The organism is Streptomyces sp. NPDC031121 (assembly GCF_055570615.1).
Map to the genome: position 1 here is coordinate 408,212 of NZ_JBVIGV010000001.1, position 17,656 is coordinate 425,867.

Sequence of the window (17,656 nt, forward strand, 5' to 3'; positions counted from 1 at the left end):
ATCCTTGCTTGACTTGGACAAAGTCCATCGTAGGATCGTGTCGACGAACGCACCAGGGACAGGACATGGCGCGATGACGCAGGAGGCGCACGTGACGCAGGGACCGCTCACCACGGAGGCCGGGGCTCCGGTCGCGGACAACCAGAACAGCGAGACGGCAGGCCTCGGCGGGCCGGTTCTCGTCCAGGACCAGCTCCTGCTGGAGAAGCTCGCCCACTTCAACCGCGAGCGCATACCGGAGCGCGTGGTCCACGCCCGCGGCGCCGGCGCGTACGGCACCTTCACCGTCACCCGCGACGTCACGCAGTGGACCCGGGCGAAGTTCCTCTCCGAGGTCGGCAAGCAGACCGAGACGTTCCTGCGCTTCTCCACCGTCGCCGGCAACCTCGGCGCCGCCGACGCCGTCCGCGACCCGCGCGGCTGGGCGCTGAAGTTCTACACCGAGGAGGGCAACTACGACCTCGTCGGCAACAACACCCCGGTGTTCTTCATCAAGGACGCCATCAAGTTCCCGGACTTCATCCACACCCAGAAGCGCGACCCGTACACCGGCTCCACCGAGGCCGACAACGTCTGGGACTTCTGGAGCCTCTCGCCCGAGTCCACCCACCAGGTCACCTGGCTGTTCGGCGACCGAGGCATCCCCGCCTCCTACCGCCACATGAACGGCTACGGCTCGCACACCTACCAGTGGAACAACGAGGCCGGCGAGGTCTTCTGGGTCAAGTACCACTTCAAGACCGACCAGGGCATCAGGAACCTCACCCAGGCCGAGGCCGACAGGCTCGCCGGCGAGGACCCGGACAGCCACCAGCGCGACCTGCGCCAGGCCATCGAGCGCGGCGACTTCCCGACCTGGACCGTGCAGGTGCAGATCATGCCGGCGGCCGACGCGGCGACCTACCGCTTCAACCCGTTCGACCTCACCAAGGTGTGGCCGCACGAGGACTACCCGCCGATCGAGATCGGCAGGCTGGAGCTCAACCGCAACCCGGAGAACATCTTCGCCGAGGTCGAGCAGGCGATCTTCTCCCCGGCCCACTTCGTGCCCGGCATCGGCCCGTCCCCCGACAAGATGCTCCAGGGCCGCCTCTTCGCCTACGGCGACGCCCACCGCTACCGCGTCGGCATCAACGCCGACCACCTGCCGGTGAACCGCCCGCACGCGACCGCGGCGCGCACCAACTCCCGCGACGGCTTCCTCTACGACGGCCGCCACGGCGGCGCGAAGAACTACGAGCCGAACAGCTTCGGCGGCCCGCACCAGATCGACCGCCCGCTGTGGCAGCCGGTCGCGGTCGCCGGCGCCACCGGCAACCACGCCGCCCCGGTGCACGCCGAGGACAACGACTTCGTCCAGGCCGGCAACCTCTACCGCCTGATGTCCGAGGACGAGAAGGGCCGCCTCGTGGAGAACCTCGCCGGCTTCATCGCCAAGGTCTCCCGCGACGACATCGCCGAGCGGGCGATCGCCAACTTCCGCCAGGCGGACGGCGACTTCGGCAAGCGGCTGGACGCCGCGGTCCAGGCCCTGCGCGGCTGACACGCCGCTGCCGTGGCGTGCGACGGGCCGGCAGCCCCCTCGGGGGCCGCCGGCCCGTCGCCGTACGGGCGCTCCCCGCCGGGCCTCAGGCCGGGACGGCGGCGCCGCGCCGCGCCGGCACCCAGCAGCGGATCACGTCGCGGACGGACACGATGCCCACCGGGCCGCCGTCCTCCAGCACGATCAGGTGCCGGAAGCCGCCGTGGACCATCGCCTCGGCAGCTTCCAGGACGGTCGCCTCCGGGGTGCAGAACACGACGTTGTTCGTGGTGTGGGCGCCCACGGACTCCCGGTCGGGGTCGTGCCCCGCGCCTATGGAGTTGAGGACGTCCCGTTCGGTCAGGATGCCGATGCCGCTGTGCTCGGGGTCGAGGACGACGGCCGCGCCGACCCGGCGGCCGGACATCAGGCAGGCCGCCTGCCGCAGGGTGTGGGCGGGGCCGAGGGTGAGGATCACGGTGCTCATGGCGTCACGGACGAGCATGAAGAGGGCCACCTCCTGGATGAAGTCCTCCGCCCGCACTTCGAGAAGGCGTTCACAAGCGCACAAGGGGAGGAGTTTTCAGACTCCCACGCGCGCGGGGGGCCAACAAGAGGGCGTGCGCCCGGTTCCCGGGGCGCGGGCCGCGCGCGCCGTCAGGCGCGGGGGCGCAGGTAGCCCAGCATCTCGTCGTGCAGCAGCCCGTTGGACGCCGCCGCGTTGCCGCCGTGTACGCCGTCCACCCCGTCCAGGCTGGTGAACCGGCCGCCCGCCTCCTGCACCACGACCGCGATCGCCGCCATGTCCCACAGGCTCAGCTCCGGCTCCGCGCACAGGTCCAGCGACCCCTCCGCGACCATCATGTACGGCCAGAAGTCGCCGTAGCCGCGGGTGCGCCAGCACTGCCGGGTCAGCTCCAGGAACCCTTCCAGCCGGCCCTGCTCCTCCCAGCCGCCCAGCGAGGAGTACGCGAACGACGCGTCCCCCAGGCCCCCGACCCGCGAGACGCCGATCCGCTGCGGCTCGCCGCCCAGCGCCCCGCCGGCGTACGCGCCCGAGCCCTGCGCGGCCCACCAGCGCCGGCCCAGGGCGGGCGCCGAGACGACGCCGACCACGGGGCGGAACTCCCCGTCGGCGCCCTCCTCCATCAGCGAGACGAGCGTCGCCCACACCGGGACGCCGCGCACGTAGTTCTTCGTGCCGTCGATCGGGTCGACCACCCAGCGGCGCGGGCCGCTGCCCTTCAGCCCGTACTCCTCGCCCAGGATGGCGTCCTCGGGCCGCGCGGCCCCGATGCCCGCCCGGACCGCTTCCTCCGCCGCCCGGTCCGCCTCGGTCACCGGGGTCATGTCCGGCTTCGTCTCGACCTTCAGGTCCAGGGCCCGGAAGCGCTGCATGGTCACGGCGTCCGCGGCGTCGGCGAGTTCGAGGGCGAGGCGCAGGTCATCGTCATAAGAGGGCATGAACGGCACCTTATCGGCACGGCCGGGACCCGGCGAGCGGTGTCCGCGGTGCGGGCGCCGGGGCGCCCTTGACAGGATCTGTCGGCCCGTCAACTCTGGCCAGGAGTCGAGCGGGGAGGTGCACGGATGCCGGCAGCCAGGGAGTCCTTGCTGGAGGCGGCGGGAGCGGCGCTCTCGGCGCGCCCGTGGCCCTCCGTGCGGATGGTCGACGTGGCGGCCGCCGCCGGGGTGTCGCGGCAGACCCTCTACAACGAGTTCGGCGGCAAGGCGGGCCTCGGGCGGGCCCTGGTGCGCCGCGAGGCCGACTGGTACCTCGACGGCGTCGACCGGGTCCTGCGCGCCCCGGCCGCCGGCGGCGGCGACCGCCTCGCCTCCCTCGCCGAGTGGACCGTGCGGGCCGCCGCGGCCCGGCCGCTCGTACGCGCCCTGCTGACCGGGCACTGGGACGGCAACCTCCCGGCCCCGCCCGGGCGGGGGGCGCGGCCCGGGGTGCCCGCGCCCGGGCCGGGGGAGCTGGCCGGCGCGGTGCGCGACCTGGCCGCCGAGGTGCTCGCCGCGCACGACGCCGCGCACCGGTGCGAACTCGCCGTGCGCCTCGCGCTGTCGTACGTGGTGGCGCCCGCGCGCGAGGGCGGGCCCGGGGAGCTGCTCGGGCTGCTGCGGCTGCTTAGTGGGCCGAGCCGGACAGCTGGAGGCCGATGACGCCGAGGATGACCAGCGAAATCGAGACGATCTTGAGCGTGGAGACGAGGTCGCCGAGGAAGACCATGCCGTAGACGGCGGTGCCCGCCGCCCCGATCCCCGTCCACACCGCGTACGCCGGGCCCACGTCCAGCTTCTTCAGGGCCATCGTCAGAAGCCCGAAGCTGCCGAGCGCGAAGGCGGCGAAGGCGATCGTCGGCCACAGCCGGGTGAACCCGTGCGACAGCTTCAGGCAGACCGCGAAACCGGTCTCCAGCAGTCCGGCGACGACGACCAGCAGCCACGCCATGGCGAATGCCTCCCCGCCTCAAGGTGACATCGCGTCACTCGGTGCGCTTATGCATTCACCGGACGGCCGCCGCGGCAAACCCCGGCGGATCCCGGCGAACCCCGCCGGACGATCAGTCCCCTTCGCGGCGCTCGCGGGTCCGCAGCAGCCGGCGCAGCGAATCCAGCCGCGCCGGATCGGCGTGCCCCTCCTCCACCCACGCGTCCAGCGCGCAGTCCTGCTCGTCGTGGCTGCACGCCCGCGGGCAGTCCTCGGTGCCGGGCACCAGGTCGGGGAAGGCGAGGATCACCCGCGAGGGGTCCACGTGGTGCAGGCCGAACGAGCGCACGCCCGGGGTGTCGATGACCCAGCCGTCGCCCGACGGCAGCGGCAGCGCCAGCGCCGAGGTGGTGGTGTGCCGGCCCCGGCCCGTCACCGCGTTGACGTGGCCCGTGGCGCGCTGGCGGCCCTCGCCGACCAGCGAGTTCACCAGCGTGGTCTTGCCGACGCCCGAGTGCCCCACGAAGGCGGTGATCCGGCCCGCCAGCCGCTCGCGCACCCGGTCGGCGGCCGCGCCGGCGGCCAGCTCCTCCCGGTTGGTCACCACGTAGGACAAGCCGAACGAGGCGTACACGTCGAGGATCTTGTCCGGGGACGTCAGGTCGGACTTGGTCAGCACCAGCAGCGGCTCCAGCCCGGCGTCGTACGCAGCCACCAGGCAGCGGTCGATCATCCGCGGCCGCGGTTCGGGGTCCGCCAGTGCCGTGACGATCGCCAGCTGGTCGGCGTTGGCGACGACCACCCGCTCGTACGGGTCGTCGTCGTCCGCGGTGCGCCGCAGGACGGACCTGCGCTCCTCGATCCGCACGATCCGCGCGAGGGTGTCCTTCCGGCCCGACAGATCGCCGACCAGCCACACCCGGTCGCCGACCACGGCCGCCTTGCGGCCGAGTTCGCGGGCCTTCATCGCGAGGACCGTGCGGTCCTCCACCAGGCAGGTCAGCCGGCCCCGGTCGACGGTGAGGACGAAGCCCTCGGCCGCGTCCTCGTGCTTGGGCCGCTTGCTGGTCCGGGGCCGGTTGCCCTTCGGGTTGGGCCTCGCCCGGATGTCGTCCTCGTCGGTGTGCTTGCCGTACCTGCGCATGACCGGGCCCTACGCTCCCGCTCCCGCTCCCGCGAGCATGTCCGTCCACATCCTGGGGAAGTCGGGCAGGGTCTTCGCGGTCGTCGCGACGTTCTCGATCTGCACGCCCTCGACGGCCAGGCCGATCACCGCGCCCGCGGTGGCCATCCGGTGGTCGTCGTAGGTGCGGAACACCCCGCCGTGCAGCGGCCGCGGGCGGATGTGCAGGCCGTCGGCGGTCTCGGTGACGTCGCCGCCGAGCCCGTTGATCTCCGCGGTCAGGGCCGCCAGCCGGTCCGTCTCGTGCAGCCGCAGGTGCGCCACCCCGCGCAGCGTGGACGGCGAGTCCGCCAGCGCCGCGACGGCCGCGATGCCGGGGGTCAGCTCGCCGACCTCGCCGAGGTCCACGTCGATGCCGTGGATCTTGCCGCTTCCGGTGAAGACCAGGCCCGCGTCGGTGACCTCGCAGGAACCGCCCATCTCGGTGAAGATGCGGCGCAGCTCGTCACCGGGCTGGGTGGTGCGGCGCGGCCAGTCCGGGATGGTGACCGTGCCGCCGGTGATCAGGGCCGCGGCCAGGAACGGCTGGGCGTTCGACAGGTCCGGCTCCACCACGAGGTCGCGGCCGAGCAGGGCGCCCGGGGAGACCCGCCACACGTTCTTCTCGCCGCCCGCCTCCGGGGTGTCCACCTGGGCGCCCGCCGCGCGCAGCATCTCCACAGTCATCCGGATGTGCGGCATCGACGGCAGGGTGGCGCCGGTGTGCCGCACCTCCACGCCCTGGTTGAAGCGGGGCGCGGACAGCAGCAGCGCGGAGACGAACTGCGAGGAGTTGCTCGCGTCCAGCTCGATCGGGCCGCCCTCCAGGGCGCCGCCGCCGTGGACGGTCAGGGGCAGCGCGCCGCGGCCGCCGTCGTCGATACGGGCGCCCAGGCCGCGCAGGGCGTCGATGACCTGGCCGAGGGGGCGCTCGTAGGAGCGCGGGTCGCCGTCGAAGCGGATGTCGCCGGAGGCGAGCGTCGCGACGGGAGGCAGGAACCGCATCACGGTGCCCGCGTTGCCGACGTCCACGGAGGCCGGGCCGTGCAGGGCGGCGGGGATGATCCGCCAGGCCTCGCCGCCGGCGGCGTCGCCCGAGCTGGAGGAGGCGGTCTCCTCGATGCCGACGCCCATGGCGCGCAGTGCGTCCGCCATGAGCTGCGAGTCGCGCGAGCGCAGCGGACGGCGCACCCAGCCGGGCTCGGCCGCGAGCGCGGCGAGCACCAGCGCGCGGTTGGTGACCGACTTCGACCCGGGCACGGTGACGGTGGCGTGGACGGTCCCGTCTGCGTGCGGGGCAGGCCAGAGGGCGGGAAGCGAGGGGGTGTCGGTCATGGCCACCACTTTAGTGGCTCCCCGACGGGCCCGATCGTGTTCGAGCCTCGGCCCGGGGCGGGGTCTCAGAGGTTGAGAAGCCAGCGCCCGCCGCCGATGAGCGAGCACAGCGCCACGGCGTGGAAGAGGAACAGCCACAGCCCCGCGGGGGTGTGCGTCAGGCGCCCCAGCTGGTCGGCGTCCGAATCCGGCGCCCCGCCGTGCCGGCGCTTGGCGCCCAGCTCGAAGACCGGCCGGACTCCGCCCAGCAGCAGGAACCACACGGCCGCGTAGGCGAACGCCGCCTGCACCTGCGCCGGGGCCAGCCAGGAGACCAGGACGAACGTTCCGCCGGTGAGCACCATCGTCAGCGCCCCGTACGCGTTGCGGATCATCAGCAGCATCGCCAGCAGCAGGGCCGTCGCCGCCCACAGCAGCACCGTGATGCGGTGAGCGGACAGCAGCGCCGCCCCGCCGAGCCCGAGCAGCGACGGTGCGGTGTAGCCGGCGGCCGCGGTCAGGATCATGCCGGGGCCTGTCGGCTTGCCGCGGCTCACGGTGACGCCGCTGGTGTCCGAGTGCAGCCGTATGCCGTCCAGGCGGCGGCCGGTCAGCAGGGCCAGCAGCCCGTGGCCGCCCTCGTGCGCGATGGTGACGGCGTTGCGGGAGACCCGCCACACGGGCCCGGGCGCCACCAGCGCCAGCGCGGCCAGGCCCGTCGTGACCACCAGCCACGTGGCCGGCGCCTCCTGCAATCCGGTGAGCCGGTCCCACAGGCCGGCGGTCGTGCTGCTGTCCATGGGGTGGCGTGCTCCTTGCGGTGGTGGTCGGGTGACATGGCAGTGTGGCAGCCATGTGCGGACGGTATGCAGCGAGTCGCAGCCCCGAGGAGCTGGCCGAGCTCTTCGGCGTCGAGCGCTGGGAGCCCGAGGAGGCCCTGGCACCCGACTGGAACGTGGCACCCACGAAGCAGGTCCGCATCGTCCTCGACCGCCCCCTGAAGGACGCCGCGAGCCCGCGTCCGGTTCGCCAGCTGCGCGTCGTGAAGTGGGGGCTCGTGCCCTCCTGGGCCAAGAACGCCGAGGGCGCCGCCCGGATGATCAACGCCCGGGCGGAGACCCTCGCCGAGAAGCCGTCCTTCCGCCGCCCCTTCGCCCAGCGCCGCTGCATCGTCCCGGCCGACGGGTACTACGAGTGGGCCACCGGGCACGACGAGCGCCGCCTGGAGGTCGAGGGCCTCGGGAAGCGCTCCCGCAAGCAGCCCTACTTCGTCCTCCCGGCCGACGGCTCCGTCCTCGCCATGGCCGGCATATACGAGTTCTGGCGCGACCCGGCCGCACCTGCCGGCCACCCCGCCGCCTGGTGGGCCACCTGCTCGGTGGTCACCACCGAGGCCGAGACCGCCCCGCTGGCCGCGGCCCCCGCCGGCGGGCCGCGCTCGCTCTCCGAGATCCACCCGCGGATGCCGCTCGCCCTCACCCCCGACCGGTGGGACGCCTGGCTGGACCCGGCGAACACCGACGCGGACGGCGCCCTCCGGGAGCTGCTCGCGCCCCCGCCCGGCGGGCTGATGCGCGCCTACCCGGTCTCCACCGCCGTCAGCAGCGTCCGCAACAACGGCCCCGAGCTGCTGACCGAACTCGACGCGCCTGAGGAGGCGACCCTGTTCTGAAACGGCAGGATGGGGCCATGACCACCCGTACGCGCACCCGGAGCGTCGAGACCCCCGCGGGCGAGGCCCGCATCACCTGGCACCCCGCCGCCGGCGCGGCCCGGCTCGTCCTGGCCCTCGGCCACGGCGCGGGCGGCGGCATCGAGGCCCGCGACCTCCGGGCGCTGGCCGCCGCCCTGCCCGGCCGCGGCGTCACGGTCGTCCTGGTCGAGCAGCCCTGGCGGGTCGCGGGCCGGAAGGTCGCGGCCGCTCCCAAGGTGCTCGACGAGGGCTGGCGGGGCCTGTGGCCGGCGCTGGCCGAGCCCGGCCTGCCGGTCGTCGCGGGCGGTCGCAGCGCCGGCGCCCGGGTGGCCTGCCGCACCGCGGCCTCCCTCGGCGCGGCCGGGGTGCTGGCGCTGGCGTTCCCGCTGCACCCGCCGGGCCGCCCCGAGCGGTCCCGGGCCGCGGAGCTGACCGGGGCGGGGCTGCCCGCCCTGGTCGTCCAGGGCGGCCGGGACCCGTTCGGGCGCCCCGGGGAGTTCCCGCCGCCGGGAGAGCCGGCGTACGAGCTCCTGGAGGTGGCCGGGGGCGACCATGGCTTCGCGGTGCCGAAGAAGGGCACCCCCACCCAGGAGGAGGCCCTGGAGGCGATCACCGACGGGGTCGCCGGCTGGCTGGACCGGCTGGTCCCGGACCCCGCCGCCACAGCGACCTGACGGATTCGGGAGAGCCCGCCCGGGAGGGGAATGCGGGGCCCGGCCCCGGCGTTGTCCGGATGTCGGAACGCAAGGGGACCGCGTCGGAGGAGAGCAAGCGCATGACCCAGGTCATTAGCCAGAGCCGTCCGCAGGCCGAAGGGCTCGAATGGACGGTCCTGCCCGGGCCCAGGCGCGGCCCGCTCCGGGCGGCGGAGGGCCGGGATGGTCGACTATTCTCCGATTCGAGCGGGTCCGCACTCGGAGCCGCAACGCAGTCGGAGGAGGTGGGTCCTGTCGCTGGGACCGACGGAGGCCAGGCGGAGGAAACGGCCGCCGAGCGCAACGCGCGCTTCGAGCGGGACGCCCTCGGCTACCTCGACCAGATGTACTCGGCCGCGCTGCGCATGACGCGCAATCCGGCCGACGCCGAGGACCTGGTCCAGGAGACGTACGCGAAGGCGTACGCGTCCTTCCACCAGTTCCGTGAGGGCACCAACCTGAAGGCGTGGCTCTACCGCATTCTGACCAACACCTTCATCAACTCCTACCGCAAGAAGCAGCGCGAGCCGCAGCGCAGCGCGGCGGAGGAGATCGAGGACTGGCAGCTGGCGCGCGCCGAGTCGCACATGTCCACGGGCCTGAGGTCGGCCGAGTCGCAGGCACTCGACCACCTGCCCGATTCGGACGTGAAGGAGGCGCTCCAGGCCATTCCGGAGGAGTTCCGCATCGCGGTCTACCTTGCCGACGTGGAGGGCTTTGCGTACAAGGAGATCGCGGACATCATGGGTACACCCATCGGTACGGTCATGTCCCGGCTGCACCGTGGCCGCCGTCAACTCCGCGGAATGCTGGAGGACTACGCCCGCGAGCGCGGGCTGGTCCCCGCCGGCGCGGGAGAGTCGAACGACCTGAAAGGCTCGGGCTCATGAGCTGCGGAGAGCCGCACGAGACGGAGTGCTCCGAGGTCCTGGACCACCTGTACGAGTTCCTGGACCACGAGATGCCCGACAGCGACTGCACGAAGTTCGAGACGCATTTCGGCGAGTGCAATCCCTGTCTTGAGAAGTACGGCCTGGAAAAGGCCGTGAAGAAGCTGGTGAAGCGGTGCTGCGGCTCGGACGACGTGCCGAGCGACCTGCGCGCCAAGGTGATGGGGCGGATCGAGCTGATCCGCTCCGGGCAGGCGGTGCCCGAGCACGACGTGACCGCCGATCCGGCCGCCGGCTGACCGCGGGGGCGGCCCCGCCGCCTCGTTCACCCGAAGGTGCCAATCCGTGGGCACGCGTACGGAGCGGTACGGGAAACCGGCCCCCGCATCAGGGGGCCGAGCCGTTTTTCCGGGCCGGACGTGACGGAGTCACCCCCCTCGCGCCGGGGTAACCCATGGGTAATGAGCGGCCGTCCGAGTGGGCATGGTTGGATGCGAGTAGGAGCGTCCGTGAGGGTGTCCGCAAGGCTGCACCGTTGGACCGGCAGGCGGGAATCGTGAGGATCTTCGGGAAGGTACGGCACAGGCCCTCCGCCTCGTGGCGGCAGGCCACCGACCGAGCGTTCACACTGATCGGCGACGGTCGGTACGAGGACGCGGGTGCGCTGCTGACCAGAGCCGCCGACCTGGAGCCCTGGCTGTCGGAGTCGTGGTTCAACCTGGCGCTGCTGCACAAGTTCCGGCACGACTGGGAGCAGGCGCGCGCCGCGGGCCTGCGGGCGGTCGCCCTGCTGGACCGGGAGGCCGGAGCCCCGGACTGGTGGAACGTCGGCATCGCGGCGACCGCGCTCCAGGACTGGCCGCTGGCCCGGCGTGCCTGGCAGGCGTACGGGCTGAAGGTGCCCGGCGACCCGCACGGCAAGGGTGGCGAACCGGTCGGCATGGAGCTCGGCAGCGCGGCCGTGCGGCTGTCCCCCGAGGGCGAGGCCGAGGTCGTGTGGGGCCGCAGGCTGGATCCGGCCCGCATCGAGGTCCTGTCCATCCCGCTGCCCTCCTCGGGGCGGCGCTGGGGCGAGGTCGTGCTGCACGACGGCGTGCCCAACGGGGAGCGCATCACCGCGGCGGGCCCCTCCTACCCCGTCTTCGACGAGATCGAGCTGTGGGCGCCCTCGCCGGTGCCGACCTGGGTCGTGCTGCTGGAGGCCGCCGCCGAGTCGGACCGCGACGCCCTCGAACAGCTCGCGTCCGACGCGGGGTTCGCCGCCGAGGACTGGTCCTCCTCCGTACGGCTGCTGTGCCGGACCTGCTCCGAGAGCGCGATGCCGAGCGGCGAGGGCGACGGGGAGCACCTCGACCCGCACGACCACAGCGAGCCGGGCCACCCCGGGCCGCTCGGGCACCGCACGGCCGGATCGGGCTCCCTGTGGGTGCCGGAGCGGGAATGCGGCATCGCGGCGCCCGCCGGCCTGGTGCAGGGGCTCCTCGACGGCTGGGTCTCGGACAGCCCCGATACCCGCGCCTGGCGGGATCTCGAAGAAGTCTGCTGACCGGGCACCGTAGGCTGTACCGGCACAATCGGTGAACGGGTCGACCCACGGAAGGCTTACGGCGGACATGGCGCAGCAGGAGAACGAGGTCATCGCGGTGGACGACGACGGTTACGTCGTGGACACCGAGGACTGTGAGGCGCGCGAGCTCGCCCACCGCGAGCGCGGCACCGCCCGTCCCATCACGGTGGTCGGCAACCCGGTGCTGCACCGCGAGTGCAAGGACGTCACCGAGTTCGGCGACGAACTGGCCAAGCTGATCGACGACATGTTCGCCAGCCAGAAGGCCGCCGAGGGCGTCGGGCTCGCAGCGAACCAGATCGGCGTGGACGCCAAGGTCTTCGTCTACGACTGCCCGGACGACGAGGGCGTCCGCCACACCGGCGTCGTCGTCAACCCGAAGCTCGTGGAGCTGCCGGCCGGCTCCCGCGTCCTCGACGACTCCAACGAGGGCTGCCTGTCCGTACCGACCGCGTACGCCTCGCTGGCCCGCCCGGACTACGCCGAGGTCACCGGGCAGGACGCCCAGGGCAACCCGATCAAGGTGCGGGGCACCGGCTACTTCGCGCGCTGCCTCCAGCACGAGACGGACCACCTGTACGGCTACCTGTACATCGACCGCCTCTCCAAGCGCGACCGCAAGGACGCCCTGCGGCAGATGGCCGAGGGCACTCCGCGCTACGAGACCGTCCCGAACGACTGACGCCCGCAGGCGCGCGCGGCGGCGAGGCGGCCCGCCCCCGGCCTCAGGCCGCCGCGCCCGGCCCGCGGAAGGTGCGGCGGAAGGCGTTCGGCGTCGTGCCGAGGGTCCGCAGGAAGTGGTGGCGCAGCACGGCCGCGCTGCCGAAGCCGCAGCGGCCCGCGATGGCGTCCACCGTGTCGTCGGTGGCCTCCAGCAGCTCCTGCGCCAGCAGCACGCGCTGCCGCAGCACCCACCGGTAGGGGGTCGTGCCCGTCTCCTGGAGGAAGCGGCGCGCGAACGTCCGCGGGGACATCCGGGCCCGCTCGGCGAGCTGCTCGACGGTGATCTCCTCGGCCAGGTGGCCGCCCATCCACGCGATCACCCCGCCGAGGGCGTCGCCCGGCATGCGGGGCAGCGGGCGCCGGATGTACTGGGCCTGGCCGCCGTCCCGGTGCGGCGGCACCACCATCCGCCGGGCCACCACTCCGGCCGCCTCCGCGCCGTGCTCCTGCCGCAGCAGGTGCAGGCAGGCGTCGATCCCGGAGGCCGTGCCCGCGGCGGTGACCACCGGGCCCTCGTCCACGTACAGCACGTCCGGGTCGACGGCGGCCAGCGGGTGGCGCCGCGCCAGGGCCTCGGCATGCATCCAGTGCGTGGTGCAGCGCCGGCCGTCGAGCAGTCCGGCCGCGCCCAGCACGAAGGCACCGCTGCACACGCTGAGGACGCGTGCTCCGCGGTCCACGGCCCGGCGCAGGGCCGCCAGCAGCGGCTCGGGGTACGTGCGCGTGGCGGCGCCGCGGTCGGCGGGGACGCAGATCAGGTCCGCCTCCTCCAGGCGCTCCACCCCGTGCGGGGCGACCACGTCGAAGTGCCCGTCGCCGGCGGGGGTGCGGCGCCCGTCCACCGCGCAGACGGCGAAGTCGAATGCCGGCAGCCCCTCCGCGCTGCGGTCGATGCCGAACACCTCGCAGAAGATGCCCAGCTCGAAGGGGGCCACCCCCGGCAACAGCGCCACCGCCACGTTCTTCAGCATGACCACAGTGTGCCCGCCGAACGCCGATCGGCCGGCCGCTGCACGAGGCAGCCGCCGGCCGGTCCGGTGGTGGTGCGGGAGCGGCCGCGGGGGCCGCAGCCGGCTAGAAGTCCTCGTCCAGGTCGACGGTGCCCTCGACCGCGACCTGGTACGCCGACGGGCGGCGCTCGAAGAAGTTCGTCAGCTCCTGCACGCCCTGGAGCTCCATGAACGAGAACGGGTTCTGCGAGCCGTACACCGGCGGGAAGCCGAGGCGCACCAGGCGCTGGTCGGCGACGCACTCCAGGTACTCGCGCATCGACTCGGTGTTCATGCCGGGCAGGCCGTCGCCGCACAGGTCGCGGCCGAACTGGAGCTCTGCCTCGACGGCCTCCTTCAGCATGTCCGTGACCTGCTGCTGGAGGGCGTCGTCGAACAGCTCCGGTTCCTCCTTGCGGACCGTGTCCACGACCTCGAACGCGAAGTTCATGTGCATGGTCTCGTCGCGGAAGACCCAGTTCGTGCCGGTCGCCAGGCCGTGCAGCAGGCCGCGCGAGCGGAACCAGTACACGTACGCGAAGGCGCCGTAGAAGAACAGGCCCTCGATGCACGCGGCGAAGCAGATCAGGTTCAGCAGGAAGCGGCGGCGGTCGGCCTGCGTCTCCAGCCGGTCGATCTTCTCGACCGAGTCCATCCACTTGAAGCAGAACTGGGCCTTCTCGCGGATGGAGGGGATGTTCTCCACCGCGGCGAAGGCGGCCGCGCGGTCGTCCGGATCGGGCAGGTAGGTGTCGAGCAGCGTCAGGTAGAACTGGACGTGCACGGCCTCCTCGAACAGCTGGCGCGACAGGTACAGGCGCGCCTCCGGGGAGTTGATGTGCTTGTACAGCGTCAGGACCAGGTTGTTCGCCACGATCGAGTCGCCCGTCGCGAAGAACGCGACCAGCCGGCCGATCATGTGCTGCTCGGCGGGCGTCAGCTTCGCCAGGTCGGCCACGTCCGAGTGGAGGTCGACCTCCTCCACCGTCCACGTGTTCTTGATCGCGTCCCGGTAGCGCTCGTAGAAGTCCGGGTAGCGCATCGGGCGGAGCGTCAGCTCGAAGCCGGGGTCGAGCAGGTTCTTGTCGGTCATAGCAGTCGGCGCGCGCGGCGCCGTCCTCCAGGAGTGGTGGTCGGGTGGCGGGAGGGGGCTACTGGCAGGCTTCGCAGGACTCGGGGTTCTCCAGCGAGCACGCCAGCGCCTCGGCGTCCACGGCCTGCGGCAGCGGGGTCGCGGCGGCCGGGACGGCGGTGCCCGAAGCGGCCCGGGCGATCTTCGTCGCCGGACGCGACCGCAGGTAGTAGGTCGTCTTCAGACCCTGCTTCCAGGCGTACGCGTACATCGACGACAGCTTGCCGATGGTCGGCGTCTCCATGAACAGGTTCAGCGACTGCGACTGGTCCAGGTACGGGGTGCGGGCCGCCGCCATGTCGATCAGGCCGCGCTGCGGGATCTCCCACGCCGTCCGGTACAGCTCGCGGACGTCGGCCGGGATCCAGCCGAAGCCCTGCACCGAGCCCGACGAGTCGCGCAGCGCCTCGCGGGTCTGCGCGTCCCACACCCCGAGCTTCTTCAGGTCCTCGACCAGGTAGGCGTTGACCTGGAGGAACTCGCCCGACAGCGTCTCGCGCTTGAACAGGTTGGACACCTGCGGCTCGATGCACTCGTACACGCCCGCGATCGACGCGATCGTCGCCGTCGGCGCAATGGCCAGCAGCAGCGAGTTGCGCATGCCGGTCTCGGCGATCCGGGCGCGCAGCGCCTCCCAGCGCTCCGGCCAGGACCGCTCCGTGTCGTAGTGGTCGGGGTGCAGCACGCCCTGCGCCGTACGGGTCTCCGCCCACGCCGGGACGGGGCCGTGCTTCTCGGCGAGGTCGGCGGAGGCCTCGTACGCCGCGAGCATGATGCGCTCGGCGATCTTCGTGGACAGGGCCTTGGCCTCGGCGGAGTCGAAGGGCAGGCGCAGCTTGAAGAAGACGTCCTGCAGGCCCATCGCGCCCAGGCCCACGGGCCGCCACTTGGCGTTGGAGCGGCCGGCCTGCTCGGTCGGGTAGAAGTTGATGTCCACGACGCGGTCGAGGAAGGTCACGGCCGTGCGGACGGTCTCGTCCAGGCGCTCCCAGTCCATCTCGCCCGTCTCGGTGAGCACGAACGCGCCGAGGTTGACCGAGCCGAGGTTGCAGACGGCGGTCTCGCCGTCGTTGGTCACCTCGATGATCTCGGTGCACAGGTTGGAGGAGTGGACGACGGTGCCGGGCAGCGCGGTCTGGTTCGCGGTCCGGTTGGAGGCGTCCTTGAAGGTCATCCAGCCCTGGCCGGTCTGCGCGAGGGTGCGCATCATGCGGCCGTACAGCTCGCGGGCGGGCATGGTCTTCTTGGCGAGCCCGGCCTGCTCGGCCTTGGTGTAGGCGGCGTCGAACTCCTCGCCGTACAGGTCGACCAGCTCGGGGACGTCGGACGGGGAGAACAGCGACCACTCGCCGTCGGCGTTCACGCGGCGCATGAACTCGTCGGGGATCCAGTGCGCGAGGTTCAGGTTGTGCGTGCGGCGGGCGTCCTCGCCGGTGTTGTCGCGCAGCTCCAGGAACTCCTCGATGTCCGCGTGCCAGGTCTCCAGGTAGACGGCGGCGGCGCCCTTGCGGCGGCCGCCCTGGTTCACGGCGGCGACGGAGGCGTCGAGGGTCTTCAGGAACGGGACGATGCCGTTGGAGTGGCCGTTGGTGCCGCGGATCAGGGAGCCGCGGGCGCGGATGCGCGAGTACGACAGGCCGATGCCGCCGGCGTGCTTCGACAGGCGCGCCACCTGGTGGTAGCGGTCGTAGATCGAGTCGAGCTCGTCCAGCGGGGAGTCCAGCAGGTAGCAGGAGGACATCTGCGGGTGCCGGGTGCCGGAGTTGAAGAGCGTGGGGGAGGACGGCAGGTAGTCCAGGCGGCTCATCAGCCGGTACAGGGAGGCGACTTCCTCGACGGCGGCGGCGCTGTCGTCAGCGGCGAGGCCGCAGGCGACGCGCAGCATGAAGTGCTGCGGGGTCTCGATGACCCGGCGGGTGATCGGGTGGCGCAGCAGGTAGCGGCTGTGCAGGGTGCGCAGGCCGAAGAAGCCGAAGCGGTCGTCGGCGCCCTCGGCGAGGGTGTGCTCGACGAGCGCGTCGAGGCGGGCCGCGTGCAGGCGGACGAACTCGGCGGTGCGGTCGGCGATCAGGCCCTCGCGGTGGCCGACCTCGACGGAGGCGGAGAAGGACGTCGAGCCCTGGCTCGCGGCCTCCTCGGCGACGGCGACCGTCAGCAGCCGGGCGGCGAGCCGGGAGTACGCCGGGTCCTCCGAGATCAGGCCGGCGGCGGCCTCGGTGGCCAGCCCGCGCAGCTCGGCCTCGTCGGCGGCGGCGCTGCGGCCGCGGAGCGCGGCGGCGGCGACACGGCCCGGGTCGGTGTCGGCAAGGTCGGCGGTCAGCTCGGTGAGGGTGCGCAGCAGCGCGGCCCCGGGGCCCCCGGCCTCAGCTCCGTGGTCGGACGGGTCGGACTCGGCGCGCGGTGCGGAAGGCGCGATGGTCACGGGGGGAGCTCTCCCTCGCTCGGCTCCGGGACACCGGCGGTGCGGGCGCGAGCGGGCGCGCGCGGGCAGGGCCCGGCAAGGGGCGGCACCGCGCGTCGTCCGCAGGCCCTACCGCGAGGCCCGGACGTGGTCGGCACCCGGTTCGGTCGAGCCGGGCGCACTGTCGGCAGGTCGTCGGACTTCGGTGACACCGATGGGTGTACTTCATACCGTTGCGGGACAGTTCCGGATTCCCACCGGATTCCCCTGCGGCGACAGCGAGGATGAGCATACATGTGGTGGGCGCTCTCTGCGGGACCCCCTAGATGTTGTGTCCGCCTTCGCTGAGCGTGGCCTCACAGCTCCAGTCGGTAGGTGAGATCCACCGGGCGCCCCGCAACGCCGACTGTCGAAGTCCGGGCCGCCGGGTGTGCCGGACGCGGGCGGGTGGCCGGCGCTATCGTCAGGAGAACAGCACCATCGAGGAAGGCGAGCGAGGCGTGACCGTGATGACCGACCGGCCCCACATGCTGTCCGACGAATTCGAGGCCCTCGCGCGCATAGGCGCCCGGGAGATCGAGGGGCTGCGGCTGGAATTCATCGACGGTGTCATCAGGAGCAAGGCCATGCCGGACGGGGACCACGGGCGCATCATCCAGTGGCTCACGCGGATCTGTATCCAGCACCAGTCCGAACTCTGGCTGCACCAAGGCGTTGGGATCAAGGCGCAGGAGTACCGGACGGGGCGGGCGATCCCGGACGCCGTACTCGCACACGAGGACGCTTTTGTAGGGCAGGGTGACTGGGCCGACCCCGAACCGATCCTGATGGCCGTCGAGGTGACGTCCTGGGATTCGGACACGCATCGTCGTGACCATGTCGAGAAGCCCCGGGCCTATGCGGAGACGGGCATCCCTGTCTACCTGCTCATCGACAGGGCCAAGTGCGAGGTGTCCGTCTACAGCCAGCCGAACGGCCGCCGGTACGAGAGCGTTCACGTCGTACCGTACGGATCGGACATCGCTCTGCCCGAGCCCGTCGGCATCACCTTGCAGACCGAGCCGCTCAAGAACTGGGTGCGCTGAGGCCGTCTGAGGCGCAGGGGCCCCGCCGGATGGCGGGGCCCCTGTCCAT

The 17,656-nt window shown here is 72.7% G+C and carries 18 protein-coding genes and 1 riboswitch; of the genes, 9 read left to right on the forward strand and 9 right to left on the reverse strand.

What is annotated here, in order from left to right:
• The first annotated feature begins 73 nt into the window (after positions 1-73).
• Entirely contained in the window at positions 74-1,543 is a 1,470-nt protein-coding gene (locus ACZ462_RS01940) for a catalase (protein ID WP_467809386.1), read from the forward strand.
• Between the two features lie 85 nt (positions 1,544-1,628).
• Here the strand turns inward: ACZ462_RS01940 and ACZ462_RS01945 are convergent, their stop codons facing one another.
• Entirely contained in the window at positions 1,629-2,027 is a 399-nt protein-coding gene (locus ACZ462_RS01945) for a CBS domain-containing protein (RefSeq protein ID WP_467809405.1), read from the reverse strand.
• Positions 2,028-2,179: 152 nt separating this feature from the next.
• On the reverse strand, positions 2,180-2,986 hold the full coding sequence (hisN, locus tag ACZ462_RS01950) for a histidinol-phosphatase (RefSeq protein ID WP_467809387.1): 807 nt from the start codon (positions 2,984-2,986) through the stop codon (positions 2,180-2,182).
• Positions 2,987-3,112: 126 nt separating this feature from the next.
• On the opposite strand from hisN, the gene ACZ462_RS01955 reads away from it, so the two are divergent.
• Positions 3,113-3,688 (forward strand): TetR/AcrR family transcriptional regulator, encoded by a 576-nt coding sequence (locus ACZ462_RS01955; protein ID WP_467809388.1) that lies wholly within the window; start codon positions 3,113-3,115, stop codon positions 3,686-3,688.
• Here the strand turns inward: ACZ462_RS01955 and ACZ462_RS01960 are convergent.
• The 4 genes from ACZ462_RS01960 to ACZ462_RS01975 form a co-directional block, all read right to left on the reverse strand.
• The gene (locus ACZ462_RS01960) at positions 3,654-3,977 is read right to left on the reverse strand and encodes a DMT family transporter (protein ID WP_125541244.1); all 324 of its coding nucleotides are present in this window, start codon (positions 3,975-3,977) and stop codon (positions 3,654-3,656) included. The two genes, ACZ462_RS01955 and ACZ462_RS01960, sit on opposite strands and share 35 nt — an antisense overlap.
• A gap of 112 nt (positions 3,978-4,089) precedes the next feature.
• The gene (rsgA, locus tag ACZ462_RS01965; RefSeq protein WP_467809390.1) at positions 4,090-5,100 is read right to left on the reverse strand and encodes a ribosome small subunit-dependent GTPase A; all 1,011 of its coding nucleotides are present in this window, start codon (positions 5,098-5,100) and stop codon (positions 4,090-4,092) included.
• Between the two features lie 9 nt (positions 5,101-5,109).
• Positions 5,110-6,453: a 3-phosphoshikimate 1-carboxyvinyltransferase gene (gene aroA, locus ACZ462_RS01970; RefSeq protein ID WP_467809391.1), complete on the reverse strand. Its 1,344-nt coding sequence runs from the start codon at positions 6,451-6,453 to the stop codon at positions 5,110-5,112.
• 65 nt (positions 6,454-6,518) lie between these two features.
• The gene (locus ACZ462_RS01975) at positions 6,519-7,232 is read right to left on the reverse strand and encodes a M50 family metallopeptidase (RefSeq protein ID WP_467809392.1); all 714 of its coding nucleotides are present in this window, start codon (positions 7,230-7,232) and stop codon (positions 6,519-6,521) included.
• Between the two features lie 53 nt (positions 7,233-7,285).
• Between ACZ462_RS01975 and ACZ462_RS01980 the strand changes: the two genes are divergently transcribed.
• The 6 genes from ACZ462_RS01980 (at position 7,286) to def (ending at position 11,959) form a co-directional block, all read left to right on the forward strand.
• Positions 7,286-8,104: an SOS response-associated peptidase gene (locus tag ACZ462_RS01980; protein ID WP_467809393.1), complete on the forward strand. Its 819-nt coding sequence runs from the start codon at positions 7,286-7,288 to the stop codon at positions 8,102-8,104.
• A gap of 17 nt (positions 8,105-8,121) precedes the next feature.
• Complete coding sequence (locus tag ACZ462_RS01985; protein WP_467809394.1) at positions 8,122-8,799, forward strand: alpha/beta hydrolase family protein; 678 nt, start codon at positions 8,122-8,124, stop codon at positions 8,797-8,799.
• 266 nt (positions 8,800-9,065) lie between these two features.
• Positions 9,066-9,710: a sigma-70 family RNA polymerase sigma factor gene (locus ACZ462_RS01990; protein WP_174250349.1), complete on the forward strand. Its 645-nt coding sequence runs from the start codon at positions 9,066-9,068 to the stop codon at positions 9,708-9,710.
• Positions 9,707-10,009, forward strand: a complete 303-nt coding sequence (gene rsrA / locus ACZ462_RS01995) for a mycothiol system anti-sigma-R factor (protein WP_125541251.1) — start codon at positions 9,707-9,709, stop codon at positions 10,007-10,009. The genes ACZ462_RS01990 and rsrA overlap by 4 nt, the downstream gene beginning before the upstream one ends.
• 257 nt (positions 10,010-10,266) lie before the next feature.
• Entirely contained in the window at positions 10,267-11,256 is a 990-nt protein-coding gene (locus ACZ462_RS02000) for a tetratricopeptide repeat protein (protein ID WP_467809395.1), read from the forward strand.
• Positions 11,257-11,323: 67 nt separating this feature from the next.
• Positions 11,324-11,959 carry a peptide deformylase gene (gene def, locus ACZ462_RS02005; RefSeq protein WP_365507144.1) on the forward strand — a complete coding sequence of 212 codons (636 nt, stop codon included), beginning with the start codon at positions 11,324-11,326 and terminating at the stop codon, positions 11,957-11,959.
• Between the two features lie 43 nt (positions 11,960-12,002).
• On the opposite strand, the gene ACZ462_RS02010 is transcribed toward def, so the two are convergent.
• From ACZ462_RS02010 to ACZ462_RS02020, 3 genes are all read right to left on the reverse strand, one after another.
• On the reverse strand, positions 12,003-12,971 hold the full coding sequence (locus tag ACZ462_RS02010) for a helix-turn-helix domain-containing protein (protein ID WP_467809396.1): 969 nt from the start codon (positions 12,969-12,971) through the stop codon (positions 12,003-12,005).
• Positions 12,972-13,074: 103 nt separating this feature from the next.
• Positions 13,075-14,082: a ribonucleotide-diphosphate reductase subunit beta gene (locus tag ACZ462_RS02015; RefSeq protein WP_467809398.1), complete on the reverse strand. Its 1,008-nt coding sequence runs from the start codon at positions 14,080-14,082 to the stop codon at positions 13,075-13,077.
• Positions 14,083-14,140: 58 nt separating this feature from the next.
• On the reverse strand, positions 14,141-16,543 hold the full coding sequence (locus ACZ462_RS02020) for a ribonucleoside-diphosphate reductase subunit alpha (RefSeq protein ID WP_467809399.1): 2,403 nt from the start codon (positions 16,541-16,543) through the stop codon (positions 14,141-14,143).
• Between the two features lie 148 nt (positions 16,544-16,691).
• A riboswitch (cobalamin riboswitch) is annotated at positions 16,692-16,814 on the reverse strand.
• A 208-nt stretch (positions 16,815-17,022) separates the two neighbouring features.
• Between ACZ462_RS02020 and ACZ462_RS02025 the strand changes: the two genes are divergently transcribed.
• Positions 17,023-17,607: a Uma2 family endonuclease gene (locus tag ACZ462_RS02025; protein ID WP_467809400.1), complete on the forward strand. Its 585-nt coding sequence runs from the start codon at positions 17,023-17,025 to the stop codon at positions 17,605-17,607.
• Positions 17,608-17,656 lie beyond the last annotated feature (49 nt).

Bases quoted from the DNA above. Each gene is read 5' to 3' on its own strand.
- ACZ462_RS01940 (WP_467809386.1), top strand. From the start codon at position 74: ATGACGCAGGAGGCGCACGTGACGCAGGGACCGCTCACCACGGAGGCC.
- ACZ462_RS01945 (WP_467809405.1), bottom strand. From the start codon at position 2,027: ATGCTCGTCCGTGACGCCATGAGCACCGTGATCCTCACCCTCGGCCCC.
- hisN (WP_467809387.1), bottom strand. From the start codon at position 2,986: ATGCCCTCTTATGACGATGACCTGCGCCTCGCCCTCGAACTCGCCGAC.
- ACZ462_RS01955 (WP_467809388.1), top strand. From the start codon at position 3,113: ATGCCGGCAGCCAGGGAGTCCTTGCTGGAGGCGGCGGGAGCGGCGCTC.
- ACZ462_RS01960 (WP_125541244.1), bottom strand. From the start codon at position 3,977: ATGGCGTGGCTGCTGGTCGTCGTCGCCGGACTGCTGGAGACCGGTTTC.
- rsgA (WP_467809390.1), bottom strand. From the start codon at position 5,100: ATGCGCAGGTACGGCAAGCACACCGACGAGGACGACATCCGGGCGAGG.
- aroA (WP_467809391.1), bottom strand. From the start codon at position 6,453: ATGACCGACACCCCCTCGCTTCCCGCCCTCTGGCCTGCCCCGCACGCA.
- ACZ462_RS01975 (WP_467809392.1), bottom strand. From the start codon at position 7,232: ATGGACAGCAGCACGACCGCCGGCCTGTGGGACCGGCTCACCGGATTG.
- ACZ462_RS01980 (WP_467809393.1), top strand. From the start codon at position 7,286: ATGTGCGGACGGTATGCAGCGAGTCGCAGCCCCGAGGAGCTGGCCGAG.
- ACZ462_RS01985 (WP_467809394.1), top strand. From the start codon at position 8,122: ATGACCACCCGTACGCGCACCCGGAGCGTCGAGACCCCCGCGGGCGAG.
- rsrA (WP_125541251.1), top strand. From the start codon at position 9,707: ATGAGCTGCGGAGAGCCGCACGAGACGGAGTGCTCCGAGGTCCTGGAC.
- def (WP_365507144.1), top strand. From the start codon at position 11,324: ATGGCGCAGCAGGAGAACGAGGTCATCGCGGTGGACGACGACGGTTAC.
- ACZ462_RS02010 (WP_467809396.1), bottom strand. From the start codon at position 12,971: ATGCTGAAGAACGTGGCGGTGGCGCTGTTGCCGGGGGTGGCCCCCTTC.
- ACZ462_RS02015 (WP_467809398.1), bottom strand. From the start codon at position 14,082: ATGACCGACAAGAACCTGCTCGACCCCGGCTTCGAGCTGACGCTCCGC.